At 72.3% G+C, this 26,183-nt stretch carries 22 protein-coding genes; 11 read left to right on the plus strand and 11 right to left on the minus strand.

From position 1 onward, the window contains the following. The first annotated feature begins 71 nt into the window (after window positions 1–71). Window positions 72–614 carry an MOSC domain-containing protein gene (locus KUF83_RS20735; RefSeq protein WP_217456231.1) on the plus strand — a complete coding sequence of 181 codons (543 nt, stop codon included), beginning with the start codon at window positions 72–74 and terminating at the stop codon, window positions 612–614. A gap of 85 nt (window positions 615–699) precedes the next feature. Here KUF83_RS20735 and KUF83_RS20740 read toward each other — a convergent pair whose 3' ends face one another. The 3 genes from KUF83_RS20740 to KUF83_RS42040 form a co-directional block, all read right to left on the minus strand. Then, window positions 700–1,239 (minus strand): GNAT family N-acetyltransferase, encoded by a 540-nt coding sequence (locus KUF83_RS20740; RefSeq protein WP_308403075.1) that lies wholly within the window; start codon window positions 1,237–1,239, stop codon window positions 700–702. Window positions 1,240–1,433: 194 nt separating this feature from the next. Next, window positions 1,434–1,814 carry a VOC family protein gene (locus KUF83_RS20745; RefSeq protein WP_217456233.1) on the minus strand — a complete coding sequence of 127 codons (381 nt, stop codon included), beginning with the start codon at window positions 1,812–1,814 and terminating at the stop codon, window positions 1,434–1,436. Window positions 1,815–1,993: 179 nt separating this feature from the next. Beyond that, window positions 1,994–2,536, minus strand: a complete 543-nt coding sequence (locus KUF83_RS42040; protein WP_254644110.1) for a hypothetical protein — start codon at window positions 2,534–2,536, stop codon at window positions 1,994–1,996. 200 nt (window positions 2,537–2,736) lie between these two features. On the opposite strand from KUF83_RS42040, the gene KUF83_RS20755 reads away from it, so the two are divergent. Together KUF83_RS20755 and KUF83_RS20760 are read left to right on the plus strand one after the other, a co-directional pair. Continuing rightward, a complete protein-coding gene (locus KUF83_RS20755; RefSeq protein ID WP_217456234.1) occupies window positions 2,737–4,401 on the plus strand; it encodes an alkaline phosphatase in 1,665 nt (554 codons plus the stop codon). 214 nt (window positions 4,402–4,615) lie between these two features. Next, on the plus strand, window positions 4,616–5,980 hold the full coding sequence (locus KUF83_RS20760; RefSeq protein WP_217456235.1) for a carbohydrate-binding protein: 1,365 nt from the start codon (window positions 4,616–4,618) through the stop codon (window positions 5,978–5,980). 100 nt (window positions 5,981–6,080) lie between these two features. Here KUF83_RS20760 and KUF83_RS20765 read toward each other — a convergent pair whose 3' ends face one another. The 6 genes from KUF83_RS20765 to KUF83_RS20790 form a co-directional block, all read right to left on the minus strand. After that, window positions 6,081–7,184 carry a serine hydrolase gene (locus KUF83_RS20765; protein WP_217456236.1) on the minus strand — a complete coding sequence of 368 codons (1,104 nt, stop codon included), beginning with the start codon at window positions 7,182–7,184 and terminating at the stop codon, window positions 6,081–6,083. Continuing rightward, entirely contained in the window at window positions 7,181–8,101 is a 921-nt protein-coding gene (locus KUF83_RS20770) for a hypothetical protein (RefSeq protein ID WP_217456237.1), read from the minus strand. The genes KUF83_RS20765 and KUF83_RS20770 overlap by 4 nt, the downstream gene beginning before the upstream one ends. Further along, on the minus strand, window positions 8,098–9,090 hold the full coding sequence (locus KUF83_RS20775; protein ID WP_308403076.1) for a hypothetical protein: 993 nt from the start codon (window positions 9,088–9,090) through the stop codon (window positions 8,098–8,100). The genes KUF83_RS20770 and KUF83_RS20775 overlap by 4 nt, the downstream gene beginning before the upstream one ends. Further along, entirely contained in the window at window positions 9,087–9,797 is a 711-nt protein-coding gene (locus tag KUF83_RS20780; protein ID WP_217456238.1) for a hypothetical protein, read from the minus strand. Before KUF83_RS20780 ends, KUF83_RS20775 begins: the two co-directional genes overlap by 4 nt. A 12-nt stretch (window positions 9,798–9,809) precedes the next feature. Next, window positions 9,810–9,998 carry a hypothetical protein gene (locus KUF83_RS20785; protein ID WP_217456239.1) on the minus strand — a complete coding sequence of 63 codons (189 nt, stop codon included), beginning with the start codon at window positions 9,996–9,998 and terminating at the stop codon, window positions 9,810–9,812. A 204-nt stretch (window positions 9,999–10,202) separates the two neighbouring features. Continuing rightward, a complete protein-coding gene (locus tag KUF83_RS20790; RefSeq protein ID WP_217456240.1) occupies window positions 10,203–12,350 on the minus strand; it encodes a serine/threonine-protein kinase in 2,148 nt (715 codons plus the stop codon). Window positions 12,351–12,682: 332 nt separating this feature from the next. Here KUF83_RS20790 and KUF83_RS20795 point away from each other — a divergent pair, with 332 nt between their 5' ends. Then, window positions 12,683–14,803 (plus strand): SpoIIE family protein phosphatase, encoded by a 2,121-nt coding sequence (locus tag KUF83_RS20795; protein WP_217456241.1) that lies wholly within the window; start codon window positions 12,683–12,685, stop codon window positions 14,801–14,803. Between the two features lie 220 nt (window positions 14,804–15,023). Here the strand turns inward: KUF83_RS20795 and KUF83_RS20800 are convergent, their stop codons facing one another. Further along, window positions 15,024–16,298: a cytochrome P450 gene (locus KUF83_RS20800; protein ID WP_217456242.1), complete on the minus strand. Its 1,275-nt coding sequence runs from the start codon at window positions 16,296–16,298 to the stop codon at window positions 15,024–15,026. Window positions 16,299–16,562: 264 nt separating this feature from the next. Between KUF83_RS20800 and KUF83_RS20805 the strand changes: the two genes are divergently transcribed. Both KUF83_RS20805 and KUF83_RS20810 read left to right on the plus strand, forming a co-directional pair. Next, entirely contained in the window at window positions 16,563–17,597 is a 1,035-nt protein-coding gene (locus KUF83_RS20805; protein WP_217456243.1) for a hypothetical protein, read from the plus strand. Between the two features lie 85 nt (window positions 17,598–17,682). Then, a complete protein-coding gene (locus tag KUF83_RS20810; RefSeq protein WP_217456244.1) occupies window positions 17,683–18,108 on the plus strand; it encodes a DUF6003 family protein in 426 nt (141 codons plus the stop codon). A gap of 49 nt (window positions 18,109–18,157) precedes the next feature. Here KUF83_RS20810 and KUF83_RS20815 read toward each other — a convergent pair whose 3' ends face one another. Next, window positions 18,158–20,461 carry a PQQ-binding-like beta-propeller repeat protein gene (locus tag KUF83_RS20815; RefSeq protein WP_254644111.1) on the minus strand — a complete coding sequence of 768 codons (2,304 nt, stop codon included), beginning with the start codon at window positions 20,459–20,461 and terminating at the stop codon, window positions 18,158–18,160. 517 nt (window positions 20,462–20,978) lie between these two features. Here KUF83_RS20815 and KUF83_RS20820 point away from each other — a divergent pair. The 5 genes from KUF83_RS20820 (at window position 20,979) to KUF83_RS20840 (ending at window position 26,111) form a co-directional block, all read left to right on the plus strand. Continuing rightward, window positions 20,979–21,482: a (2Fe-2S)-binding protein gene (locus tag KUF83_RS20820; protein ID WP_217456483.1), complete on the plus strand. Its 504-nt coding sequence runs from the start codon at window positions 20,979–20,981 to the stop codon at window positions 21,480–21,482. Next, window positions 21,479–22,471, plus strand: a complete 993-nt coding sequence (locus tag KUF83_RS20825; RefSeq protein WP_217456246.1) for a xanthine dehydrogenase family protein subunit M — start codon at window positions 21,479–21,481, stop codon at window positions 22,469–22,471. Before KUF83_RS20820 ends, KUF83_RS20825 begins: the two co-directional genes overlap by 4 nt. Before the next feature lie 23 nt (window positions 22,472–22,494). Beyond that, window positions 22,495–24,630 (plus strand): xanthine dehydrogenase family protein molybdopterin-binding subunit, encoded by a 2,136-nt coding sequence (locus KUF83_RS20830; RefSeq protein WP_217456247.1) that lies wholly within the window; start codon window positions 22,495–22,497, stop codon window positions 24,628–24,630. A gap of 26 nt (window positions 24,631–24,656) precedes the next feature. Next, complete coding sequence (locus KUF83_RS20835) at window positions 24,657–25,118, plus strand: hypothetical protein (RefSeq protein ID WP_254644112.1); 462 nt, start codon at window positions 24,657–24,659, stop codon at window positions 25,116–25,118. A gap of 93 nt (window positions 25,119–25,211) precedes the next feature. Further along, window positions 25,212–26,111 (plus strand): helix-turn-helix domain-containing protein, encoded by a 900-nt coding sequence (locus KUF83_RS20840; RefSeq protein WP_217456248.1) that lies wholly within the window; start codon window positions 25,212–25,214, stop codon window positions 26,109–26,111. Window positions 26,112–26,183 lie beyond the last annotated feature (72 nt).

The following is a 26,183-nucleotide window of genomic DNA, read 5'->3' on the forward strand; positions in this document are numbered from 1 at the left end:
GGTCTCCCGGCACCGGCTTCCTGAGCCCGACAGGTTCGAGGAAGTACGGGGCAAGAGGAGTGGACATCGCGATGGCGCAGGTCACGGCTGTGAGCCGGAACAGGACGTATTCCTTCGGCAAGCCGAACCGTACGAGCATCACACTGATCGCCGGCCTCGGAGTCGAGGACGACGTCCATGCGGGGGAGACCATCAAGCACCAGTTCCGCATGACGTACGAACCGGATCTGCCCAACCTGCGCCAGGTGCACCTCATGCACGAGGAACTCTTCGACGAGCTGGCCGCCAAGGGTTTCACCGTCACCGCCGGTCAGCTCGGCGAGAACGTCTCCACGCGGGGGATCGACCTGCTCGGCCTGCCCACCGGCGCGCTGCTGCACCTCGGCGAGGAGGCTGTCGTCGAGGTGACGGGCCTGCGCAACCCGTGCTCGAAGATCGACATGTTCCAGCGGGGCCTGCTGAAGGAGGTCTTCGAACTCGACGCCACGACAGGTGACTTCGCGTTCAAGTCCGGGATCATGAGCGTGGTCCGGACAGGGGGAACCGTCCGGCCCGGTGACACTGTCGGCGTCGAACTTCCCACCGGGCCGCACCGCCCGCTGGAGCGTGTCTAGCACTCCTGCCGTGGACGGCGAAGGGGCCGGTGGCCCGCCGGGCGACGAACCCGGCGGGCCACCGGCCCCTCGTGGGCGCAGGGACCTACCGCTGCGTCAGATCCGCCTCGGTCGCCCGGAACCGGTGCAGGCCCTCCTCGGAAGCGACCCGTTGGAAACCGGCCTTCTCCAGCACGCGGACCGAGGACGGGTTGGACGGCTCCACGGAGGCGTGCACGGTGTGCACCTCTGCCGCGGTGAGCGCGAACTCCGTCAGGGCGCGGGTGGCCTCGGAGGCGTAACCGCGGCCGCGCCGGGTGGCCACGATCCCGTAGCCGATCTCGATCTCGCCGTCGGCGGGCGGCCAGAACAGGCCGATCGAGCCGACCACCAGCCCGCTCTCGCGCTCGACGACCTGCCGGTGACCGAACGCGCCGAGCCACTCCTGGTGCTCCGCGAAGAGACCGACGATCACCCGGTCGCCTTCCGCGGGGAAGTCCTCGGCCCAGTGGGGCAGTCGGCCGCTCCGCAGGACGGCATCGGCCTCGGCGGTGGACCACGACCTCAGGACGAGGCGGTCGGTGACGAGCTGATCCGCGTCGGTCGACGAGAAGGAGGATGAGGAGGAAGAGAGAGAAGAAGACACGTGACACTCCTGGTCGTTCGTGCGACCCGGCCCACGCTCAACGGCGCACGGACCGGACAAGGGCATGCGGAACACGGCCGACGGCAGCCATATTCATCAACCTCCCCTGTCACACGGTGATCACGAGACCTTCGCGCAGCCGACGCTAGTCATGACTCCACGGGCCCGGCAACCTCATTTCGCGCCCCCTCGGCTCAGGTGCGCACGAACAGACAGAAGGGGTGGCCCGCGGGGTCGAACAGGACCCGGACGTCGTCCTGGGGCTGTACGTCGGCCAGGGTCGCGCCCAGGGCGGTGGCGCGCGTGACCGCCGCCGGCAGGTCGTCCACCTGGATGTCCACATGAAGCATCATCTGCTGCTCCTCCGCAGTGGACGGCCACCGCGGACGGACGAATCGCGGCTCGGTCTGGAAGGACAGGCCCGCTCCGCCGCCCGGCGGGACGAGCCTCACCCAGTCGGGCTCGTCCTCCTCCGCGGGCCAGCCGAACAGGCCCTGGTAGAACGTCGCCAACTCCCGGGCATCCGGTGCGTCGAGCACCGTCGAGGACAGTGTGAAGTTCGGGGGCGTTTTCATGTCGTCACGACTACCCGCCCTGCCTCGGGTGACAACGGACGCGAACCGTCGACATCGCGAACGCCGGCCGCGAGCCGTCCGACCCACGACGCGCACTTCGCGCGGGCGTCACCCGGCGCACCGGACATCAGCACACAACGGCGCCGACACGCCGGGCTGTCACGGCCCGGGAAGCAGCATCACGCCCGCAGGGCGAGTCCCTGCTGCTCCAGCGTCTCCGACAGGATGCGGACGGCCTTCGGGCCGACGCCGTGGAGCGCCAGAAGTTCGGATTTCGTGTGCTGCGCCACCAGTTCGAGCGTGGTCAGACCCGCGCCGAGGAGCGCCTGCGTGGCCGGCCTGCCGATTCCGGCGGGCAGGTCGCCGTCGGGATCGCCGGCCGAGGACTCCGCGGCGGCGAGTGCCGCCGCGAGCCGCTTGGGGGCGCGGCTGGACCACGACGCGCGGACCAGGGCGTTGAGGTCCTTGCCGTCGATGTCGGCCAGCGGAACGCGGAAGCCGATCCGGGTGCCTGCCAGGACCAGGAGTTCGCCGGTCGGGTGCGCGGCCGCGGCGGCGGCGGCGGCCGCGTCGTGCGGCAGACGCAGCCGCACATGGCCGTCGTCGTCCATGGAGACGAAGCCTCTGCCCCGGACCGAGAAGGCGACCCTGCCGTAGCGGGCTCCCTCTTCGACCTCCGGGAGGGCGAGCGCGGACTTGCGCAGGTGGGCCAGGACAGTCATGGGCCGAGTCTTGCACGCGCTCACCGGCGCCCGCCCGGCGTTGAAGTGAGTCGCGCTGAGAGGCATGGACGCCTCCGGGCCCCCGCGCCTGCCGGAATTGTGCACTTTATCTGTTTAACATGCGGTGATCCACTTCCTGTGGCCCTGCCGCACGTAGCTCGTGGGTCCCCTTGTGCCATCAACCGCGAGAGGAGGCCGCCATGACCCCGGCAGGCCGTCGCAGAGCGCTGACGTCGGACACCTCTTCACGACACGACCCCGAATCGCGGGCCGCAGCACGGCATTTCGGGCGCCGACGCTTCCTCACGGTCACCGCAGCGGCCGCCGCCCTCGCCTTCAGTACCAACCTGCCGGCACGGGGGGCCTCGGGCGTGGCCGAACTCGACGCGGCGAGGATCCCCAGCGATCCGTTCACGCTCGGCATCGCCTCCGGAGACCCACTGCCGGGCTCCGTACTGCTGTGGACCCGGCTCGCGCCCGTCCCGTACGAGCCGGGCGGCGGCCTGCCCGAGCAGTACGTCGTCGTCGAGTGGGAGGTGGCCTCCGACGAGCGCTTCAGCCTGCCCGTCCGCAGCGGCACCACCATCGCCCATCCCGAGTACAACCACAGCCTGCACATCGAGGTCGACGGCCTCGAACCCGACCGTGTCTACTACTACCGCTTCAGGACCGGCGCCTGGATCAGCGAGACCGGCCGTACGCGCACGGCACCCGCCACCGCCTCCGCCGCCGCGAAGCTCACCTATGCGGCCGTGGCCTGCCAGGCCTACCACGACGGGTACTTCACGGTGCACCGCCATCTCGCCCAGGACGACGTGGACGTGGTCCTCCACCTCGGCGACTACCTCTACGAATACGCCGTGAACTCCGCGGGTGGCGCGCGCGACTACACGGACCGCAAGCTGCCCGACTTCTTCAACCGCGAGGTCATGACCCTCGATGACTACCGCCTGCGCTACGCCCTCTACAAGAGCGATCCGGACCTGCGGGCGGCCCACGCGAGACACCCCTTCGTCGTCACCTGGGACGACCACGAGACTGAGAACAACTACGCGGGCGACATCAGCGAGAACAACGACCCGCCGCAGGAGTTCCTGCTGCGGCGCGCCGCCGCCTACCGGGCGCACTGGGAGAACCAGCCCCTGCGCAGCGCGCAGATGCCCAGCGGCGCGGACATGCGGCTCTACCGACGGCTCCAGTGGGGCTCACTCGCGCAGTTCGACGTCCTGGACACCCGCCAGTACCGCTCGGACCAGGCGTACCGGGACACCAAACACGCACCCGGGCCCGAGTCGGACGACCCGGCGCGCACACTCACCGGGGCGGCGCAGGAAAGCTGGCTGATCGACGGCTGGGGTGCCTCGCAGGCCCTGTGGAACGTCATGGCGCAGCAGGTGTGCTTCTCGCAGCGCAAACTCGAACTCGGCGCCGAGGCGAAGATGTCCATGGACGCCTGGGACGGCTACCGGGCCTCGCGTCGCCGGGTCCTCGACGGAGCGAAGGCGGCCGGGGTCGAGAACCTGGTGGTCATGACGGGGGACGTGCACGTCGGCTACGCCTTCGACATCAAGGAGGACTTCGACGATCCGGCGTCAGCGACGCTGGGCACGGAGTTCGTGGCCACCTCGGTGGCCAGCGGCCGGGACGGTGTGGCCAGGCCCTCCAACTGGGACACGTACCTCAAGGCCAACCCGCACCTGAAGTTCTACGACGGGCGGCGCGGCTACGTGAGGGTCGCGCTGGACCGCCGGACGGCCCGGGCCGACTTCAGAACCGTCTCCGCCGTGACGACGCCGGGCGCACCGATCACGACGGCCGCGTCCTTCGTCACCGAGGCGGGCAACCCGGGCATCGAGCCCGTCTGACGAGGGCCGGCCTCCTCACCGGCCCCGTGCTTCCGGCCCGTCGAAGGACATCGGTACCCGGTGTTCCGGTGCGTCGGCATCCGGTACTGCGCCGGGCGGGCCCCTCAGGTCCTCCGAAGCGCGGAACCGGTAGGAAGTGGACATTTTCTGCACCCATGTCGGCAAGGTCTAGGTTCTCGACGCCTTCTGCCACCAACACCGAGGAGTCCCCCCGATGGCCCACAGACACCTGGGCAGAGCTGCCTGTGCCGCTCTCACCGCGCTCGGCACACTCGTCCTCACGGGGCTGCCGGGGGCCGCGGCCGTCGAGCCCCCGGCGCCCGCGCCGGCGCCCTCCTCGGCCGAGACCCTCGGTGCCGACAGACCGTCAGCGACGGTCCTGCGCGCGTTGCAGCGTGACCTGCGGCTGACGGGTGCACAGGCCAAGGCGCGACTGGTGAACGAGGCGGAGGCCGGCACACGGGCGGGTCGGCTCCAGAACGTCCTGGGCAAGCGCTTCGCGGGTGCCTGGGTGCACGGCACGACCTCGGCCGACCTGACCGTCGCGACCACCGATGCCGCGGACGTCTCCGCCATCACGGCAGGCGGAGCGAAGGCGGCGGTCGTCAAGAACGCGATGGGGGACCTGGAGGCCGCCAAGACGAAACTGGACGCCACCGCCGGCAGGGCCCTCGACACACCGGTTCGCTACGTCGACGTACGGACCAACCGGGTGACGGTGCAGGCGACGAGCAGCGCGGCCGCCGACACCCTCGTCGCGACCGCGGGGATCGACCGGGGGCTGGTCGACGTCAAGGTGTCGGAAGACCGCCCGCGCCCCCTGTACGACGTCCGCGGCGGTGACGCCTACTACATCGACGAACAGGCCCGCTGCTCCGTGGGCTTCTCCGTGACCAAGGGCGACCAGCAGGGCTTCGCCAGCGCCGGGCACTGCGGAAAGGCCGGGGCCAGGACCACCGGCTTCAACAAGATCGCCCAGGGCACCTTCCAGGCCTCGGTCTTCCCCGGCCAGGACATGTCGTGGGTGGGCGTCAACAGCGAGTGGACCGCCACCTCCGCGGTCAAGGGCGAGGGCGACCTGAACGTACAGGTCGCCGGTTCGGTGCAGGCCCTGGTGGGCGCGGCGGTCTGCCGGTCCGGGTCCACCACGGGCTGGCACTGCGGAACGATCGAGCAGCACAACACCAGCGTGAGCTACGCCGAAGGCGTCATCGACGGAGTGACGCGTACGACCGTGTGCGCGGAGCCGGGTGACTCCGGCGGCTCCTACATCTCGGGCACCCAGGCCCAGGGCGTCACGTCCGGGGGCTCGGGCGACTGCAAGAGCGGCGGAGTCACCTTCTACCAGCCCGTCAACCCGCTGCTCAGCGCCTTCGGTCTGACACTCAGGACCGCCCCGGCGCAGAGCGGCATGCCCGCCCCGGAGGACACCCGGACGAGTGGCTGGGCCGCCGGTCAGGTCTACGCGGTCGGAGCGCGCGTGACCTACGACGGTGTCACCTACCAGTGTGTGCAGGCGCATCAGGCGCAGGGAGTGTGGCAGCCCCGCCTCACGCCGGCCCTGTGGCAGCGGCTCTGACGGTCACGAGGTCGGTGCGGCGCGGGCACCTGCCCTCGGCCAGGACTCGCGCCGCTCCGTGGCAGCGGCCACCGTGCCCTTCACCGACCGGGCCGGCCCTTCACGCCTCGGCCAGCAGTGCGTACGCGGTCGTCACGAAGGTGTCGCGGGCACGGAAGCGGCGGGTGCACAGGGCGGCCAGTGCCGTTCCGGTGTCGGGCCGGAAGCCGAGGAAGGCCTGCTGACCGAGTGTCGCCCCGCAGTGGAAGTACAGGGGGCCGTGTCCGGAGGGGTGCTGGAACCAGGCCATCGTGTGCACGTGCCGGTGTCCCGGGCCGCGCCTCAGCACGGGCCGGCGTACCGCGCGCAGCGCCTCGGACAGCGGCCGGTCCGAGGGCTCCAGGTGGGCTTCGAGGAACGTGAGCAGGTCGTGCGGGGTGGCGCGGACGGCACCGGCCGACTGGAACCCGCCGACGGACAGCGGGGGTGTGGGCGTCGTGCCGTCCCTGCGATGTCCGACGGCGTCGGTGTCCGGCCCCCCGGGCCGAAGGGCGGTGCCGCTCAGGCGCAGGGGACCGAGTACACGGCCGGTGAGCAGGTCGTCCCAGGGGGTCGCGGTGGCCGCGGCCAGGGCGTGACCGAGCACGGCGACACCGAAGTTGGAGTAGTGCCAGCGGGTGCCGGGCCGGCGGCGCTGCCGTCGGCGCAGGAAGGCGTCGACCACTCGCTGCTCCGGGTAACCGGCATAGGGGTTGGTGCGCCAGGTCGGCAGGGCCCGCAGGAAGAAGTCGGCGGGCAGGGCCGGCAGCCTGGCCGTGTGGGTGACCAGGTGAGCGAGGGTGACGGGATCCAGGCCGGCCCTACGGGTCGGGTCCAGGCAGCCGGCGGCCGGCTCGCCCGCGGACAGGACACCGGTCTGTGTCAGGTGTGCCAGGAGCAGGCCGGTGAAGGTCTTGGAGGCCGAGCCGATCTCGTAGCGCAGCCGGTCGCGGGGAACGGGCGGGAGTGGTCCGGTGCCCCCGCAGCGCACGGTGCGGTGACCGCCACGGGAGAGGGCGAACACGACGTCCGGTGCGTCCACGGTACTGACGGCGTCGACGAGCCGGCGCCGCGTCGTCTCGTCGTCCGGTGGCGTCTTCGCCACCGGACGCCGGGGCGCGAGGCCGTCGTCGACTCCGCCGACGCCGAGCGGGTCACCCGGCCAGGGTTCGGGGCGCGCGGTCATGCCGGTGCGTGCGCCAGCCGCGCCAGGGCGCGGGACGTGGCCAGTACGGAGGCGAAGGCGGCGACCAGCGTCGGATGGTAGACCAGGTCGAACAGCTCGTCGGGGTCGCCCTGGGGCATCGTCCGCACAGCGGGCATCGCCCCGTCGGCCTGCTGGGCGGCGGCGAAGCCCTCCCAGGCCCGCTCGTCGAGGGTGGGGCTCGGCAGACAGGCGTCGACGACGAGCAGTTCGCCGAGCAGGTCCCAGCGCTCCAGGTCGAGCCAGTCGTCCAGCCAGGCCGGCAGCCAGGTGGCGAGATAGCCGGCGAGCCGGGGCGGCAGGCCGTCGGGATCCTCACCCCAGTCGGTGAGGTGGAAGACGGTGTGGGTGACGTCGTACGCGATGTGTCCCTCGACGGTCCAGGGTTCCGGGGTGCGGCCGAGCCATGTCCTGCCGACGACTTCGGCTTCCGGTGGCCGGGGCGGCAGCCCGAAACGCCGCTGGAACGCGGAGAGTCCGAGGCGGCGTACCGGCGGCATCTCGTACGCGGCGAAACCTTCCAGCCGCTGGTTGAGCAGGAGGGCCTGCTCGATCCCGGGGTGGCTGTAGCCCAGTTCCTTGAAGGGGAGATACACCTCGAACGGAATGGGGGAGAGGGGTTCCACCCGCTGGCCGTGGACCAGCATCCGGCCGCCGTCCAGCGTGTGACGCCAGGCGTGGTCGAGCAACTGCCGGGCCAGCTGGGCCTGTCGTGAGCCGGCCACTCCTTCGCGGAACAACACCTTGCAGACGAGGGCCAGTTCGCCCACCGGTTTGAAGCGTTCCAGGAATCCCACTTCCGGATCGACGTCCAACTCCAGCCGGAACCCGTCGCGGTGGGCGTGCAGCCACTCCAGGGCTCCGGTCCCGACGGTGTGGATGAGGCGGGTACTGGTCATCTCGACACTCCTTGCCGACCCTGTCCCGGGGGCGTCGCGTACGGGATCGCGCGCACCGTCTGCGTGGGCGCGCCGTCGCGGGTCTCGCGCATACGGCCTGTTGTCAGCACCGCGGCGAAGGCCGTCATCAGGGTCGAGTGGTAGCAGCCGACGAAGTCGTGCGTGGACGGCCGGCCGGCCGTTCCGGGGCCGACCTCCGGGACGGCGCCGGACGCGTCCTGTGCTCGTGCGAGTTCGGCCCAGGCCTCCCGCAGCGTCGCGACTGGCGGTGGGCCCGGCAGGCTGCTCGCCACGGCGAGCAGTTCGCAGCTCAGATCCCACTGCTCGTCCTCCAGGCAGGTGTCGAGCCAGGGTGGAAGCCAGTGCCGCAGGTAGTCCGCGATCCGCGGGGGAACGCCCTGTGGGGTCAGGCCCCAGTCGGTGAGGTGGAAGATCACATGGGTGAGCGTGTAGCCGGCGGACCGCTCGAACGTCCACGGCTCCGGCATCCCGCCCAACCAGGTGCGACCCAGTGCCTTCTCCATGTCGTCGTGTTCCGGGATGCCGCTGCGCCGCTCGGAGTTGAGGACGCTGAGCCGCCGGTTGGGTTCCTGCTCCGTCACCTGCCAGCCCCGGGTCCGGGCGATTGTCGCGGTGGCCTTCTCGTATCCGGTGTGGCGCAGCCCGGCCGACGCGAACGCCGCGTAGATCTCCAAGGGGTATGTCGCGAAGGGTTCGAGGCGGTGCAACTCCAGGAAGAGAGCGCCGTGTCCGGTCTGCTGCCATGCGAACGCCAACAGGTCGGAAGCGGTCTCGTGGAGCGGTTCGGCCGGGTCGGTGTGTCGGCGGACGCAGACGCACACCTGCGCCAGTTCGCCGAGCGGCTTCCAGGTGAGGTTCACGTTGCCCTGCTCGGCCAGGGCGTCGTCGCCGAGGGCGAAGTCCGCGCGGTGGGCGGACACCCAGGCCAACGCGGCCCCGCCGATCGTCCGGACGTCGGGCGCGCTCACACCCGCGCTCCGGTGCGCATCAGCTGCGCCGCCCGGACCTGCAGCGCCACGCGTGGATCGTCGCCGCCCATCTGCGCCACGAACTCGAGTCCGGTCTCCAGCCCCAGTGTTTCCGGCACCTCGTCGAGCAGGACCAGCCAGCGGCCCGCTCCGGCCGCCTGGAGCCAGTCGCGGCGGCGGACGGCCCGGACGAATCCCCGGGCGATGTCGACGGGGCGGCTGCGTGCCACCCGGGTCACCGCGCAGTCCCCGGCGGGGACCGCGAGCGGGGCCAGCACGGCGAGTTGATGGGTCAGCGTCTGCCAGGGGACGTCGTCGAGCCAGACCGTCCGTGGCTCCGCTTCGTGGCCCGGCGCGCCGTCGAGCGACGCGTCCAGCCGCAGAAGGGTCCGTCTCATGGCCCAGTGGCTCCATGCCGAGGTGGGGGAGGCGTCCGCGGGAGGCGGGTAGGCCTGCACGGCCCGGCTGAACACGGCGAGGTCGTCGGGTGCGGGAGGGGTGCGGCGCAGCACGCTCGGCAGGGCGGCATCGGCTCCCACCACGCGCACGGCGGCGAGGGCCAGACCGTCGGCCGCCTCGGCGCCGTCACCTCCCATGACGCTGCCGGCCAGCCGGAACGGGCCTCCGCTCCGGAGAGCGGAGACCAGTTCCGAGGTGAGGCCGTGCACCGCGCCCGCCAGGCGGGTCGAAGTGCCTGACTGCTCCATGTGACGCTCCCGTCAGCCCTTCTTCGGTCGGGGTGTCGGAGGCGACAGCAGGAGGTTGGTCGTCCCGGACGTCAGGGCGAGGGCCGCGCACTCGCGGCTGTCGCGGTAGGTGCCGTCGGCCTCGATCGGGTCGAGGGCCGCTTCGACATCCACGCCCTGCATGTCGGTGAGCTCGTCGGTCAGAAACTCGGTGGCAGACATACCACTATCCCCTTTACGAGAGAGGTGTTCTGTTCACCAGTACATGTGACCTGTTTGGGGCGACTTATTCATAAAGGTTGGATATGTCTGATTCGATACGGCCTTCAATCTTCTCCACGCGAGTAGTTGAACTCCCGAAGATTGAGGAGGCAACCGCGGTGCGGGCAGCGGCGGCAGCCCCGAAACGGCCGTTCTGACGGCAGGTCAGCGGACGTCGCGCACCGAGAAGATGCCCGGCCCGCTGACCCCGTACAGCACGTCGCCCACCAGCAGCGGCGGTGTCGAACTCGGCGTCAGCTCCTCGAAGGAACGGCCCTGGGTGTCGAACGACGGATCGGTCCGCCCGATCTCCTTGCCGGTGCGCGGATCGAGGGCGAGGATGCTGGTGTCCGGCATGTTGACGTACAACCGGCCGTCGTGGATGGCGGGTTCGCTGAAGACACGCAGGTCGCGCGAGCTGGTCCACAGCGGCTTCCCGCGCTTCAGGTCGAGCGCGAGCAAGGTCTCGTTGCCGTAGTCGAAGACGTACAGGACGTCGCCGTGCACCAGCGGCGGAGCCTCCGGTTCGACGCTCCACGGGAAGTCGACGCGACGGGTCTTGCCGCTGTCGAGGTCCTGGACGAAGAAGGCCGCGGAGCCGCCGGTGTCGCCCTCCCACTGCGCGTAGTACGCCGTGCTGTCGTGGATGGTGGCCAGCCACAGGTCGCCCTTGGGTGCTTTGACCGTGCTCAGCGTCCTGCCCGTGCGGGCGTCGACGCGGGCGATGCCGCCGGAGCCCCCGCGCAGATCGGCGTAGAGCGTTCCGTCGGGCCCCTCGTCGAACGGGCTCGACGAGGTGGAACTGAACTCGCGTCGCCACAACTCCTCACCCGTGCGCGGTTCGTACGCGGCGTAGCGTGCGTTGTGGGAGGGGCCGGGCTCGTCGAGTCGTACGAGGACGACGCCGCTCCGGTGGGCGAACGCGCCCACCGGACCGTCCAGATGCCACAGCCTCTTGCCGGTTGTGCCGTCGAAGGCGTCCAGGCCCTCGGTGCGGTCGGCGCTGTTCACGAAGACCACTCCGTCGTGGACGTCGGGCGGGCGCACCGAGAAACTGCTGACCTTCTTCTTGCTCATGGGCTTCGTCCAGTCCAGACGGCCCGTCACGGGACTCAACCGCATCAGCGCGACCTTTTCGGACGAGCAGAAGACGCCGAGCGCGTCCGGTGTGCACGCCGGGCCGATGGCGAACGGATCGTCCTTGCCGGCCTTCAGCTCGTTGTGCCACGGCTTCCAGCCGGACGGCACCGAACCGCCGGACGCGGCCCGCGGATCGGCCGCGCCGACCGAGCTCGCCGGAGTGTCACCCACCAGGGCCGCCGAGACCGTACCCGCGACGCCGAGGAGCATGACGACGGCGAGGGCGATCCACGTCTTCTTGCGGTGCCACCTGCGCCCGGTCCGCCCCACCGGCTCGACGGCCGCGGTCTGCGTCGGCGGCCGCACGGTCACCGGCGTCAGGGACGGGGCCGCACCGGACACTCCGTCAGGCAGCTCCCGCGGCAGCACGGCGAGCGCGTCGAGGACCTCGGCGGACGTCGGCCGCCCGCCGGGCTCCTTCTCCAGGCAGGCCGACACCAAGGGGCGCAAGGGCTCGGGCAGTTCACCCAGCTCGGGCTCGCTGTGCACGGTGTTGTACGCGGCGAGATAGGCGTTCTCCGCCTCGAAGGGGCTGCGCCCCGTGGCCGCGTACACGAGCACCGCACCGAGCGAGAACACGTCGACGGCGGAACCGACCTCGCGCGGGCTGCTGAACTGCTCCGGCGCCATGAACGGCGGCGAGCCCATCACCATGCCGGTCTGGGTACGGACATCGCTGCTGGCCGCGCGCGAGATGCCGAAGTCGATGACGCGCACCACCCCGTCGTCGCCCTCGCCCTCCAACAGCACGTTGCTGGGCTTGAGGTCCCGGTGGACGACCTCCGCGCGATGGATCTCCCGCAGTGCCTCGGCGAGTTCGGTGCCCAGGCGGCGCAGCGCGGGCCAGTCCAGCGGACCGGATTGGGCGACCTGCTCGGCGAGCGTGCGGCCCGCGACGAACGTGGTGGCCATCCAGGGCCGTTCCGCGTCCGGGTCGGCATCCACGACCGGAGCCGTGAACGCACCGCTGACCCGGCGGGCGGCCGCGATCTCCTGCCGGAACCTGGCCCGGAACTCGGCGTTGTCCGCGTACCTCGTGTGGACGACCTTGACGGCCACGGCCCGGCCCGAGACCGACCGGCCGAGGTAGACGACACCCATGCCGCCGCTGCCGATCCGCGACTCGATCCGGTAGCCGCCGACAGACCGCGGATCGTCCTCGCGCAGGGTCACCGCTTCTCCTTCACCGGTTCCGGCCTGGACGGCACAGGCCCGGACCGTTCTGGCATGGACCGCTCACTCTAGTGGCCGACCCGCCCCTCCATGGCCCGTGCCCCGGATCCGGTCGGCCCCGCGAGCGGTGTGCCCGGACGGCCGGGTGCCCCGTCCCGCGGAGAGTCTGCGGGCACCTTGCCCGCGCCGAGGGGTGGGCCGACCGCTCGGTATGGGCGTAACGTCCCGTATGGGTGCGGTCGTGTCCGACCGGCGGGGTCGCACCGTGCTCCGGGGGACCTGACGTCCGCCCGGGGCATCAGGGATCCGGCCCGCGTTGCGGGAGGTGCCTCGTGACCAGCACGGGTGATCCGGCCACCGACGCCGGCGAACTGGACGCCGCGTTCGCGGAGACCGTGCGCCGCACCGGCGCGTCCATCGGGGCCCTCTACCTGCTCGCACCGGACGAGCCGGTGCTGTGCCTGGACGTCCTGTGCGGTGCTCCGGCGGAGTTCGCCGCCCCGTGGGCTCGGGTGCCGCTGGCGGCACCGGCCCCGGTGGCCGACGCCGTCCGGCACGGCCGGATGGTGTGGCTGGGCAGCCAGGACGAGATCGTCCGCTCCTATCCGCGCACCGCGATGGCCCTTCCGTATCCGCTGGCGCTGGTTGCCGCACCGGTCATCGGCGTCCGGCTGTGGGGCGCCCTGCTGCTGATGTGGCCGGCGACCCGGCCGCCGTACATGACCGGGCGGGAGCGGGGCCACATCGAGTCCAGCTGCCGGCGCCTGGCCCGGCTGCTGGAGGAGGACGCCGGACGCGGCGGGGCTCCGGACCGTGGCGGCGGGCCGCGGGTCGTGCAGGCCGGGACCGGCCGTACGTCCGTGAGCCCGGCGTCGGCCGCCGCCGACTTCGTCGAGCGCCTGCCAGGCGGCAGCTGCGCCCTGGACCTGGAGGGACACTTCACCTACGTCGACTCCGGTGCCTGCCGCCTGCTGGGCCAGGACGCCGGACGGCTGCTGGGAACACTGCCGTGGCAGTCGCTGCGCTGGCTCGACGACCCGACCTACGAGGACCGGTACCGGGCCGCGGTGATCAGCCGCGAGCCCGTCTCCTTCACCGCGTGCCGGCCCCCGGACCAGTGGCTCGAGTTCCACCTCTACCCGGACGCCAGTGGCATCAGCGTCCGTATCGTTCCCAGCGGGGCGCAGCCGCCTCCCTCACCGGCGTCCCGCCGGTCCGCGAGCACCGTCATACCGGCCCGCGCGGGGCAGCTCTACCAGCTCACCCACCTGGCGGCCGCACTGACCGAGGTCGTCGGAGTCCAGGACGTCATCGATCTGGTCGCCGACCAGATCATGCCCGCCTTCGGTGCCCAGGGCCTGGTCCTGTCCACGGCCGACGCCGGACGGCTCAGGATCAACGGCCACCGGGGCTACGCCCCCCACACCATCGAGCGGCTCGACGGCCTGCCCCTCGACACCGACTTCACACCGGCCGGGCGGGCTCTCAGCAGCGGTATCCCCGCGTTCTTCTCCGACCCGGACGAGATGCGGCGCATCTATCCCGAGGCTCCGCAGATCAGCGGCAAACAGGCCTGGGCCTTCCTGCCGCTGATCATCTCCGGGCGGCCGGTCGGCTGCTGCGTGCTGTCGTACGACGACCCCCGCGAGTTCCCGGCCGAGGAACGCGCCGTCATGACGTCACTCGCCGGGCTCGTCGCCCAGGCCCTCGACCGCGCCCGCCTGTACGACGTCAAGCACGATCTGGCCCACGGTCTCCAGCAGGCACTGCTTCCCCGCACCCTCCCCGCGGTCACCGGTCTGCGGGTCGCCGCCCGCTATCTGCCCGCCACCCGCGGCATGGACATCGGCGGAGACTTCTACGACCTGATCCGGCTCGGTGACACCGCCGCCGCGGCGGTCATCGGGGACGTCCAGGGCCACGACGTGGCCGCCGCCGCCCTGATGGGCCAGGTCCGTACCGGCGTCCATGCCCACGCGACCCGCGGCGCGACCCCCGGCCAGATCCTCTCCGGAACCAACCGGCTCCTCACCTACCTCGGCCCCGACCTGTTCACCAGCTGCCTCTACGCGCACCTCGACTTCGCGCGGCGGCGAGTGACGCTGGCCAGCGCGGGTCATCCGCCGGCTCTCCTGCGCCTGCCCGACGGCGCCACGCGGCCGCTCGACGTCCCGCCCGGACCACTCCTGGGGGTCGACCCCGACGCCGAGTTCCCCGTGACCGAGATCCCGCTCACCGCCGGGCTGATGCTCCTCTTCTACACCGACGGCCTCGTCGAGACCCCGGGGACCGACATCGAGGACTCCATCGCCCGCCTCGCCCGGCATCTCTCCCAGGCGGACGACCGGGACCTCGACCGACTCATCGACGATCTGCTGGCACGGTCCGCCGCCGGCGAGCGGCGGACCGACGACATCGCGCTCCTCGTCCTGCACGACGACACGGGCCGCTGACCGCAGACGTGACGCGGCGATTCGGGGGCCGCCGTGACCGCCGGGCGCCGGATGAACCGAGGCCTGGTGAGGACCTGACCGGGACGGCCCCGCACCGGACCTGACCGGTTCCTGCCGTGGGAGAACGCGAACGGGCGACTGCCGCACACCTGTGTGGCAGCCGCCCGTCGACGGTCGCAGGCTCAGCCGTCCCGAAGGCGTCGCGAGCCCGGCCGCGTGTTCACGGAGCCGCCCGCTGCGGGTCCCGGGCGGACGTGGGCACCCGCACGGCGCCCATGACGAACCCACTGCGCACGCGGGCGGGCATGCGGGTCAGCGGGATGCGCAGATCCTGTACGGGCACGTCGTAGTCCAGCCGGGCCAGCCGTGGCGCGAGGGCCGCCAGCAGCGCGACCGTCACGTCCTCACCGGGGCACCGGTGACCGGCGGCGCGGTCCCCGCCGCCCTGCGGAACGAGTTCGTCGCGAAGCGGCGGCCGCCCCAGGAAGCGAGGCGGGTCGAAGGCGTACGGCTCCTCCCAGAGACCGGGATCGTGGTTCTGTCCGTACAGGTCGAGCAGCACCAGGGTGCCGGCCGGGATCGGTTCCTCCCGCCACCGCAGATCGGTGACGGCCCGGCCGCCGAGGAAGGGCGCGAAGGGGTAGAAGCGCCGCAGTTCGTGAGCGAAAGCGACGTCGTACGCAGGATCGCCCTCGCGCAGCCGTTCCCGGACCTCCGGACGGTGATGCAGCGCATGACCCGCGAAGGCGATGAACCAGCACACCGCGACCGTCGGACGGATGACGTTGAGGAGTTCGACCGCGGCGGTACGCGCGTCGAGGACCTGTCCGCCCGGGTCCCGGTGCCGGACGATCGCATCCAGTGCCGAGCCGGCCGGTGCGACGGCGGTGCCCTCCCGGATGTCCTCGACCAGCCGCTCCAGCCAGGCCTCGCTGTGCGCCCGCGCACGGCGCGCCCGCCAGTGCCGCGGCCCGGGCGAGGCGAATCCGTCGACCATGGCGACCATGTCGCGGGCCACCGCGGCGGTGTCGTCGAGGGGGACCCCGGCCCACCGGCAGACACCGCTGGTGAGGATCCGGCTCGCTTCGTCGAAGAGGACGACCCCGGGGCGGCCGGGCCAGGACCCGACGGTCTCGTCCCACACCGCGGCGACGGAATCGACGAGGCCGGCGACCGCTTCCGGGCCGGTGAGCTGGGAGAGGAACATGTCCTTTCGTACGCGGTGGGCCTGTCCGTCGAGCGTGTGCACGGCTCCGTGGCCGAACAGGGTGCTCAGCACCGGGCCCGGAAGCGCCGTCCGCCGCTCCACGTGACGTTCGTCGTAGAAGAACCGCACCGCTTGCGGGCCGCGCAGGGCGACGGCGTGGTGTCCCATCAGCCGGGCGCGCACGACGGGACCGTCGGTGCGCTGCCACCGGCCTGGCAGCCAGCCGTACCCCTGGGCCAGGAGGGCGGGTGAGCTGTCGATGATCGGTGCGCGGGGGCTCGGATTCATGCGCCCCGAGTGCCCTCGGGCTCGGGCCTCGAACGGGAAACTCGGCACGGACCGTCATGACCGGGCGGCCGGTGGAGGCGGGACCTGTCAACGGGGGGACAGCCGCACTCCGTTGTGCGGTCCGGACGACGACTGCCGGGTTCCGGCAACGAACCGCGCGTCGCAGGGCGCACTTCGCGCATTACGGTTCCCTGGCCACCACAGAAGAATGTGCGGGTGACTTCCGCGAAGACAGAGGTACCGCGTCCGAGGAACCGTGGACCAGTGATCGGCGCCGGAGCCGTCGCCGCGGTGTGCGCGCTGGTGGCGGCGTGGCTGCTGCTGATCACCACCCCCGCCGCGATCAACGAGGGGACAGCATTCGAGGCCGCGGTCAGGTGCGAGCCGGTCGGCGAGGCGTCCGACGAGGCGTCCGGCGACTGCCTGCGGACCGTCGGCGCGCGCGTCGACCGCACCGAACAGGTGGAGGGCCGCAAGACCCCCTCGTACCGGTTGTACGTCGACGAGCCGGACGGCACCACCGGCCGCACCACGCTCGGAGGCAGCCCGGCAAAGTCCCCGGCCGCCACCCCGGGAGCGAGGGTCGAGGTCACGTACTGGCGGGGGCAGATCCGGTACGTCGACTTCGAGGCGGGGCGCAAGTACACGCACGCGGATCCGCGGGACGACTACAAGCTCTTCGCCGCCTGGGGTCTCGCGGTCGGCCTGTACGGCACGGGATTCCTGTGGTGCTGGTACTGGCTGACGCGGCGCGCCCGCCTCGCGCGGAGGGCGCAGCCGTGGCAGCTCGTCCTGTTCTTCCTGGCTGCCACCTGCCTGGCCGTCGTCGGCGGATTCGCCCCGTGGGCCACCGACGACATGGGGGCGGCGCTCCTTCTGGTCGGGCAGGCGACCGCGGTCACCGTGGCCGTCTGCTCCGTGGCAGCCGTGTTTCTGTGGCGCCGTCAGGGCGGCGACGAGACCATCGACGTGCCACCTTCCGTGCCCGCGGAGGAGAAGCACTTCGCGGGGCAGATCCTGGGCGAGGTGCCCTATGCGGACCGCGGCACCCACCTGGTGGCCGGCGCCGGATACCTGGCGAGCACACCCGGACACGCGGGCATGGCCCACCGCCGGTCCGTGCCGGGCTCCCTGACCCCGATCCGCGTCCGCCACCCCTACTGGACGGACCCGTCCTCCCCCGCGTACGAGGGCCGGGCCTGGGTCCTGGAGTGCGAGGACGACGGCGTACCGGTCCTGATCGTCACCCATCGCAAGCACATGCCGTGGGTGGTGGGCGCCCTGGCCCCGCGGCCGTGACCGTGGCTCGTCAGGACGGCGGCGGTAAACCGGGTGCGGTGGGGTAAAGGGAGATCGATCAGTCCCCGTTGAGAAGGAGCCGAGGATGACCGACGACGCCTACCTGTTCCTGCTTGACGACCCGGCCGTCTCGCTCGGGGTGCCTCCGGCCGCCGTCGGTGAGCTCGCCTGTATGGAGACTCCGGCGGTACGGGCGTGGCTGGACGCGCAGGGGAGCACACCCACCGCGCCGGAACTGCGGTTGCTGCCGCCGGAGGAGACGGGCGCCGTCCCCGAGGGCGCGGAGCGGCTGCCGGTGCCGTTGAGCGACGAGGAGCTGAGCCGTGTGCGTCGGCGGCTCGTCCCGGAGTCGCCCGCCGGACTGGAAGAGGAGCTGCTGGCCTTTCGTGACTGCGCGGACGGCCGGGACGGCCTGATCGGACGGGCGCTGGCGGCGGGCGTGCCGCCGCACCGCATCGTGGAGCTGACCGGGGTGGACCCGGCCACGGTGACCGCGGCGGCCGGCGGCTGACGACGGGGAGCGCAGGCGCGGTACGGAGGGGCGCCGTGGAGGTCCCGCTTCAGGACTGCGGCATCGGGAGGGCGTACACCTTGTCGAAGTGCTGGGCGATCAGCGGCGCGGTTCCGGCTCCGCCGGGTTCCGTGCCCTCGGCGCAGGAGAGCTGCCAGTCGTTGATGCCGGTGTCCCGGCCGTCGGTGAAGTTCCAGAGCAGGTCGCCTGTCCGGCCGTCGATCGCGTAGAAGCCGTCCTTGTTGTGCGCCGCGGTGACGAACACCGTGCCGCCGCCCGTCACCAGGGAGTTGTCCAGGTCCAGCGGAGGGGTCTCGCGGAACCAGCGGCCGGAGCCGTCGGCGGCGTCGAACGCGGCGACGCCGTGCGGGCTCCTCGTCGTGCAGTACACGGTGCCGGCCGCGGCGGCGACGGAGGCGAATCCGCCCCACTTCTCCCTGGCCCGCCAGCGCGGCGAACCGGACTCCAGGTCCACGGCGAGGAGTTCGCTGTCAACGGCCAGGACGGTCCGGTCGAGCACCACCGGGGCGGTACGGGTGTCCGAGTCGGAGTTCATCTGCTGCCGCCACAGGACTTCCCCGCCGCCGCTGCCGGTGCCACGGGCCGTGAGGCGGTGGAGCCCGTCGAGGTAGATGAACCGGCGGGATTCGAGTACCGGTCTCAGTTGGAGGCCGATGTCTTCCTCGCTGATGGGGATGACGTCGGCCCGGCGCGCGCGGAGGTCCGTGCTGAGGACGACGTTCGTGGAGGTGGCCGGCCCCCGCGAGCCGTCCGGGCGTGCCTCGCGGTTGAAACGCAGCCCGGAGATGGAGACCCGGCGTTCGTCGAACCGGCCGAGGAGGGTGTCGAAGCGGAAGTCCGTTCCGAAGTCCAGCGAGAAGCGCTCGGTGCCCGTGTCCGGATCGACGCCGAGCACGGTCGCGCCGGTGCCGAGCGCGACGACCTCGTCCGAGACGAGGAGAGCGGGCGTGGGGGACTGGCTGATGCCCTGGTAGGTCCACCGTGGGCGGGTGCCGTCGTCGAGGCCGAGGCAGATCAGTGCGCCCGACTGCGTCTTCAGCACGGCCGTGCCGTTGTGGAAGAGCGCGGGTGCCTCGACGAGCGGAGCGCTCTGGTAGGTCCACAGCGGTTCCGGCGCCGGGCCGGCGGGCCGGGCGACCGCTGACGCGCGGTCGTCGGGCCCGCCGAGCAGGGCGGCGATACCGGTACCCAGGGCGGCTGTGCCGAGGACGCCTGCCGTGAGGACGGTCCGGCGGGAAGGGCGCGACGCGCGCGGCCGTCGTGCGTGGTGGGTCACCGGCGCGGGCGGCTGCTTGCGCCTCGGGACGGTCGTCGGCTCCTCGGGGAAGACCACGCGGTGGGGGCTCTGACGCTCCGTGAGGAACCGGTCGACGGCGAGAGGCGGGACGGTGCGGCCGTCACCGGAGGACCCGGCGACCGGGCCGGGTCCGGGAGCGGGTCCGGCTCCGGGGCCTGAGCCGGCCGTGGCGGCGTGGGCCGGTTCCCGTTCCATCACGTCCGCGGCTGGCGCGAGTCCGAGGTCCAGGTCCATGAGGGCGGCTGCCCGGCGGCCGACCGAGGAGGCCACCGCCTCCGGGAGCCAGCCGTCCCAGTCCAGCGTGTCTTCGCCGCCGGGTGCGCACGCCGCCGACACCCGGTCCGGGGTGGGCCGGGCCGCCGGGGACTTGTCCAGGCAGAGCCCGATGATCCGGTCCAGCGGGTCCGGTACGCCGGTCAGGTCCGGGATGCCGTGCACCACCTGGTACAGGAGGGTGGCCGCCGAGGAACCGTCGAAGGGCGCGTTCCCGGTGGCGGCGAACGCCAGGACCGATCCGAGGCAGAACACGTCCCCCTCCGGGCCCATCGGGTCACCCGTGGCGTGCTCGGGGCACATGTACCGGGGGGAGCCCAGCAGGACGCCGGACAGGGTGAGTTCGTAGCCGTCGGTGGCGCGGACGATGCCGAAGTCGATGACCCGCGGGCCCTCGGCGGAGAGCAGCACGTTGGACGGTTTGAGATCGCGGTGGACGAGTCCCGCGGAGTGCACGGCGATGAGGGCCTCGGCGAGCCCGGCGCCGAGAGCGAGTACGGACTTCGGTGGCAGCGGCCCGTACTCCTCGACCGCGTCGGCCAGTGTCGGTCCGAGGATGTGCGTGGTGGCCAGCCAGGGCACGGGGCCGTCCGGATCGGCGTCGAGAACGGTCGCCGTGTATCTGCCGCTCACCGCGGCCGCCGCCTCCACCTCGCGCCGGAAGCGGATCCGGAAGACCTTGCTCGCGGCCAGTTCCGGGCGGATGGCCTTGACGGCCACGGCCTGTCCCTGGTCGTCCCGGGCGAGGAAGACCTCGCCCATCCCTCCGGAACCGAGTCGTGCGACAGGACGGTACGGCCCCAACTCTTCAGGATCCGTGGGACGAAGTGGCTCCATTGCCCTCAGCTCGCGTGTTCCTCGTCGGATGCACCTGGGGTGAGACTAGGTGCTGGCGGGACAGTTGGGGTGTGCAACCGAGCAACCTATGGCCATTACTTGACGTTTCAGATAGAAACCGTACGGCCGGTCTTCAAAACCCCCGGACGAATCGGAACTTTCGCTCCCGACCGCGCGTACGCCCACCCCGGAACGCATGGTTCCGGCGTGCGGGAAGGTGTGCCGGGCCGCAGCCTGGATACGCGAGCCGAGAGGTTCCGAGTGCCGTGGGAAGGTCACGAAGAGCATGGGCAGCCGACATCACAGCGCGGACGAGGACGACGGGGCCACTCGCCCCGGGAACGAGAGCGCCGCCACCCCCGGGGCGCCACCCGAACCGGCCGGGCGCCCGCAGCCGGAGAGCGGCGCCTCCGCATCACCCGATCGCCACCACTCCGAGGTGATGCTGAGGGTGAACGGCAAGCCGCACACCCTCACCGTCGACCACCGCTCCGTCCTGCTGGACGTACTGCGGGAACACCTCGGCCTGACCGGCGCCAAGAAGGGGTGCGACCACGGCCAGTGCGGTGCCTGCACGGTCCTGGTGGACGGCCGCCGCGTCAACGGCTGCCTGCTGCCCGCGGTGGCCATGGACGGCTACGACATCACGACGGTGGAGGGACTCGCGGACGGTGCCGGCGAAGCCCTCCACCCGCTCCAGCAGGCCTTCCTGGACCGCGACGCCTTCCAGTGCGGCTACTGCACACCGGGGCAGCTCTGCAGCGCCCTCGGCGCCATCGCCGAGGCCGAGGCCGGTCACCCCTCCCACGTGACGGACCCCGGGACACCGTCCGGGCAGCCGGTTCCCCTCGGACCGGACGAGATCCGGGAGCGGCTCAGCGGCAACCTCTGCCGCTGCGGCGCCTACCCGAACATCGTGCGCGCCGTCGAGGACGTGATCCGGTGAAGCCCTTCGCCTACGCACGCGCCGCCACCGTCGAGGAGGCGGCCGAGCTGTACGCCGCACATCCCGGCGCCCGCTACCTCGGCGGCGGCACCAACCTGATGGACCTGATGAAGCTCGGCGTGGAGGAGCCGGCCACCCTCGTCGACGTCAGCCGGCTGCCCCTCGACACGGTGGACGAACTGCCCGACGGATCGGTACGGATCGGCGCCACGGTCCGCAACAGCGACCTCGCCGCCCACCCCACGGTGCGTGACCGCTACCCCGTGCTCTCCCAGGCGCTCCTGTCCGGCGCCTCCGGACAACTGCGCAACGCGGCCACCACCGGCGGCAACCTCCTCCAGCGCACCCGCTGCCCGTACTTCCAGGACACCGGGAAACCCTGCAACAAGCGTGCGCCCGGCTCCGGTTGCGGCGCCCGGGACGGCGTCCACCGCGACCACGCGGTGCTCGGGCACTCCCCGGCATGCATCGCCACCAACCCGTCGGACATGGCCGTGGCCCTGGCCGCCCTGGACGCGGGTGTCGAGCTGCTCGGGGCCGACGGCCCACGGACCGTTCCCGCCGCGGAGTTCCACCGGCTGCCAGGGGACCGGCCCGAACAGGACACCGAGATCCGCCCCGGTGAACTCGTCACCGGCGTGGTCCTGCCGAGCGCGCCGGCCGGGCTGCCCTCGCTGTACCGCAAGGCCCGCGACCGGGCCTCGTACGCCTTCGCGCTCGCCTCCGTCGCCGCGGTGCTGAGCGTGGAGGACGGCGTCGTCCGGCACGCCGGCGTCGCCTTCGGGGGCCTGGCCCACCGTCCCTGGCGGGCCCGGCACGCGGAACAGGCACTGCTGGGCGCCGCCCCCACCACGGCGGCGTTCGAGCGGGCCGTGGACCTCGAACTCGCCGCCGCCGAGCCGCTGCGCGACAACGCCTACAAGGTGCGGCTGGCCCGCGGTCTCGCCGTCGACGTCCTGGAGCGGCTCGCGCCGCCCGGCAGCAGCTGAACCGGAACCTCAGGAGGAGCAGCATGGCCGACACCGGCACCACGCCGGGCGCGCCCGCGGAGCGCCGGGAGGGCAGGGAAAAGGTCACCGGCAGCGCCCGGTACGCCGCCGAACAGAGCGTCCCCGGCCGCGTCCACGCCTGGCCGGTGGCCGCCGGGATCGCCCGGGGCACGGTCCGTACCGTCCACACCGAAGCCGCCCTGGCCCTGCCCGGCGTCCTCACGGTGCTCAGCCACGACAACGCGCCCCGGCTGGCACCCGCGGACGACCCCACACTCACCGTCCTGCAGAACCCGCGCGTGCCGCACCACGGCTGGTTCGTCGCCCTGGTCGTCGCCGAAACCCTGGAGGCGGCCCGGGCCGGCGCCGCCGCGATCCGCGTCGACTACGACGTCGAGGAACACGACGCGATCCTGACCGACGGCCATCCCGCCGGCTACGCGCCCGACGAGGCCAACGGCGGTCATCCCGCGCACCGCGAACAGGGCGCCCCCGAGGCGGCGTTCGCGGCCGCGGAGGTGCGCGTCGACACCCACTACCGGGTTCCGCCGCTGCACAACCACCCCATGGAGCCGCACGCGGCGACCGCCCGCTGGGATGACGGCCGGCTCGTCGTGCACGACTCCAGCCAGGGCGCCACGACCGTACGCGCCACGCTGGCGGCGCTGTTCCGGCTCTCCGAGGACGACATCACCGTCATCAGCGAGCACGTCGGCGGCGGCTTCGGGTCCAAGGGCACCCCACGCCCCCACGTGGTGCTCGCCGTGATGGCGGCACGGGCGACGGGCCGCCCCGTCACCCTCGCCCTGCCCCGGCGGCTCATGGCCGCGGTCGTCGGCCACCGGGCGCCCACCCTGCACCGGCTGCGTCTGGGCGCCACCGCGAACGGCGTCCTGACCTCGTCCCTCCACGAGGTCACCACCCACACGTCCCGCATCAAGGAGTTCGTGGAGCAGGCCGCCGTACCCAGCCGGGTCATGTACGCGGCACCCCACCGGCGCACCTCCCACCGCGTGGTGCCGCTGGACGTGCCCAGCCCGTCCTGGATGCGCGCACCGGGCGAGGCACCCGGCATGTACGCCCTGGAGTCGGCGATGGACGAACTCGCCGTCGCGGCCGGCCTGGACCCGGTGGAACTGCGCATCACCAACGAGCCGGACACCGAACCCGACAGCGGCAAACCGTTCAGCAGCCGCCACCTGGTCGAATGCCTGCGGGAAGGCGCCCGGCGCTTCGACTGGGCCCGGCGGGACCCCCGCCCCCGGGCCCGCACCGAGGGCCCGCTCCTCGTGGGCTCGGGCGTGGCCGCCGCCACCTATCCGGTGATGGTCAGCCCCGCCCGGGCGACGGCGCACGCGCTGCCCGACGGCCGGTTCGTCGTCCGGACCAACGCCACGGACATCGGTACGGGCGCCCGCACCGTCCTCGCACAGATCGCCGCCGACGCCCTAGGCGTCCCCCTCGACCGGGTAGGCGCCGAGGTCGGAAACAGCGACCTTCCGTCGGCCCCGCTGGCCGGCGGTTCGTCGGGTACGGCGTCCTGGGGCTGGGCCGTCCACGAGGCGTGTACGCGGCTCGCGGCCGCCCTGGCCGGGCACACCGGGCCGCTGCCGGACGAGGGGCTCCGGGCGCACGCCGACACGGCGGGCAAGGCCGACGCCGGCAGCGACTACGCACGGCACGCCTTCGGGGCCCACTTCGCCGAGGTCACGGTCGACACGGTGAGCGGTGAGGTCCGGGTACGGCGCCTCCTGGGTGTGTACGCCGCCGGACGCATCCTCAACTCCCGCACCGCGCGCTCCCAGTTCATCGGCGGCATGACCATGGGCCTGGGCATGGCGCTGACCGAGGGCAGCACCGTGGACGCGGCGTCCGGTGACTTCGTGGAGTCCGACCTGGCCGCCTATCACGTCCCGGCGCACGCCGACGTCCCCGACATCGAGGCGCACTGGATCGACGAGGACGACCCCCATCTCAACCCGATGGGCAGCAAGGGCATCGGCGAGATCGGCATCGTCGGTACGGCGGCCGCCATCGGCAACGCCGTCCACCACGCCACCGGCGTCCGCCACCGCGAACTGCCCCTGACCCCGGACCGGATTCTGGCGGGCTCGGCGGACCCCGCCCCCGGCCAGGGGACGGCGGGGCGGCCCGGGTAGGCGCAGAGCCGGCCCCGACTGGTTACATGAGCACCACAGTCGGGTGGGACGAAGGGGGTGGGCGCATGCGCCGGAGCGAGGACGAGGTCCTGGCCGAGGAGCTCGGCGCTCTGGCCGCGAGCACGGGAGCCGCCGGTGGCCTGACCCGACTCGTGGCCAAGTGGATGAAGAAGAACGTCCACGAGATCGATCTGATCGTCCCCCTGCCGTTCGAGGACGCCGTCCGACGGGTCGTCGAGGTACTCGCACGGGAAGGGCGAGCCGCGGACGTCCCGATCGCCGACGCCGTCAGGGACCGACAGCCGATCCGGGTAGTCGTCGGCGCCGGATACGGCGGCATGAACCCTGTCGTCGTCACGGCGCTGGTGACACCGGGGGACGAGGGCGGCTCCGGGGTCAGCATTCGTGCGGTGGCCAAGGAGGGCCTGGTCAAACAGCGGGCGGGCGAGAAGACCGCCAAGCGCCTCGCGGCGTTGCTGAGCACATAGCGGGCAGAGCGGAGCATTGGCCGGGCAGACCCTGCCGATCCTTACCCCGGCAGGGTGAGGCACCGATCGTCGGCGGTCCGCATACTCGGCTGCATGAACAGGCACGGGCATCTCGCCGACTTCCTCCAGGCACGCAGGAGCCGACTGCGCCCCGAAGACGTGGGGTTGCGGACCTACGGCGAGCGACGCCGCGTGCCGGGGCTGCGGCGGGAGGAGCTCGCGATGCTCGCCGGCATCAGCGCCCCCTACTACACCCGGCTGGAACAGGGCCGGTCACGCAACGCCTCCCGCGAGGTGCTCGACGCCGTGGCGAGCGCTCTGCGACTGGACGAGTCCGAGCGTGCCCATCTGCACGCCCTGGCCCGGGCACCACGGCGGGGCGGGCCCGGCGGCCGGCCGCGTACCGAACACGTCACGCCGGCGACGAGAGCCCTGCTGGCGGCCGTCCAGAACACGCCCGCGCTCGTCATGGGCCGTCGTAGCGACGTCCTGGCCTGGAACCGGCCGGGCCACGGGCTGTTCGCCGGACACCTCGACCCGGACAGCCCCGACGACCCGGGCCGGCGGCCGAACATGGCCAGGCTGGTGTTCCTCGACGCGCACACCCGTGACCTCTACGCCGACTGGCCCGCCAAGGCCAGAGCCGTGGTGGGCAATCTGCGCCTGACGGCAGGCCGCCACCCGGACGATCCGCTGCTGGCGGCACTGATCGGTGAACTGGCTGTACGCAGCAGGGAGTTCGCCACGATGTGGGCCGATCACCGGGTCCTGGCCTGCGACGTCGCCGACTACGAGATGCGCCACCCCCTGGTCGGGACACTGACCGTCACTCAGCAGACACTCCAGAGCCCGCAAGGACGCGGGCCGTCCCTGGTGGTGGCCACCACCGACGGAGGTTCCCCCTCCGCGGCGGCCCTGGCCCTGCTCGCCCACACCACCGCGCCGCGGGAAGCGGACCGGCCGCGCCACGGCGCCGAAACCCGAACCGGCTGACCCGAACTTCTCCGCCGACCGGTGGCCGCCGCGGTGTTCTGCCCGTCGGCCCGGCCCGCGGTCGGCCGCCGC

Origin of the sequence: Streptomyces sp. BV286 (assembly GCF_019090165.1) — a bacterium.
Classification (GTDB): Bacteria; Actinomycetota; Actinomycetes; order Streptomycetales; family Streptomycetaceae; genus Streptomyces.

Bases quoted from the DNA above. Each gene is read 5' to 3' on its own strand.
- KUF83_RS20735 (WP_217456231.1), top strand. From the start codon at position 72: ATGGCGCAGGTCACGGCTGTGAGCCGGAACAGGACGTATTCCTTCGGC.
- KUF83_RS20745 (WP_217456233.1), bottom strand. From the start codon at position 1,814: ATGAAAACGCCCCCGAACTTCACACTGTCCTCGACGGTGCTCGACGCA.
- KUF83_RS42040 (WP_254644110.1), bottom strand. From the start codon at position 2,536: ATGACTGTCCTGGCCCACCTGCGCAAGTCCGCGCTCGCCCTCCCGGAG.
- KUF83_RS20755 (WP_217456234.1), top strand. From the start codon at position 2,737: ATGACCCCGGCAGGCCGTCGCAGAGCGCTGACGTCGGACACCTCTTCA.
- KUF83_RS20760 (WP_217456235.1), top strand. From the start codon at position 4,616: ATGGCCCACAGACACCTGGGCAGAGCTGCCTGTGCCGCTCTCACCGCG.
- KUF83_RS20765 (WP_217456236.1), bottom strand. From the start codon at position 7,184: ATGACCGCGCGCCCCGAACCCTGGCCGGGTGACCCGCTCGGCGTCGGC.
- KUF83_RS20770 (WP_217456237.1), bottom strand. From the start codon at position 8,101: ATGACCAGTACCCGCCTCATCCACACCGTCGGGACCGGAGCCCTGGAG.
- KUF83_RS20780 (WP_217456238.1), bottom strand. From the start codon at position 9,797: ATGGAGCAGTCAGGCACTTCGACCCGCCTGGCGGGCGCGGTGCACGGC.
- KUF83_RS20785 (WP_217456239.1), bottom strand. From the start codon at position 9,998: ATGTCTGCCACCGAGTTTCTGACCGACGAGCTCACCGACATGCAGGGC.
- KUF83_RS20800 (WP_217456242.1), bottom strand. From the start codon at position 16,298: ATGAATCCGAGCCCCCGCGCACCGATCATCGACAGCTCACCCGCCCTC.
- KUF83_RS20810 (WP_217456244.1), top strand. From the start codon at position 17,683: ATGACCGACGACGCCTACCTGTTCCTGCTTGACGACCCGGCCGTCTCG.
- KUF83_RS20815 (WP_254644111.1), bottom strand. From the start codon at position 20,461: ATGGGCGAGGTCTTCCTCGCCCGGGACGACCAGGGACAGGCCGTGGCC.
- KUF83_RS20820 (WP_217456483.1), top strand. From the start codon at position 20,979: ATGCTGAGGGTGAACGGCAAGCCGCACACCCTCACCGTCGACCACCGC.
- KUF83_RS20830 (WP_217456247.1), top strand. From the start codon at position 22,495: ATGGCCGACACCGGCACCACGCCGGGCGCGCCCGCGGAGCGCCGGGAG.
- KUF83_RS20835 (WP_254644112.1), top strand. From the start codon at position 24,657: ATGAGCACCACAGTCGGGTGGGACGAAGGGGGTGGGCGCATGCGCCGG.
- KUF83_RS20840 (WP_217456248.1), top strand. From the start codon at position 25,212: ATGAACAGGCACGGGCATCTCGCCGACTTCCTCCAGGCACGCAGGAGC.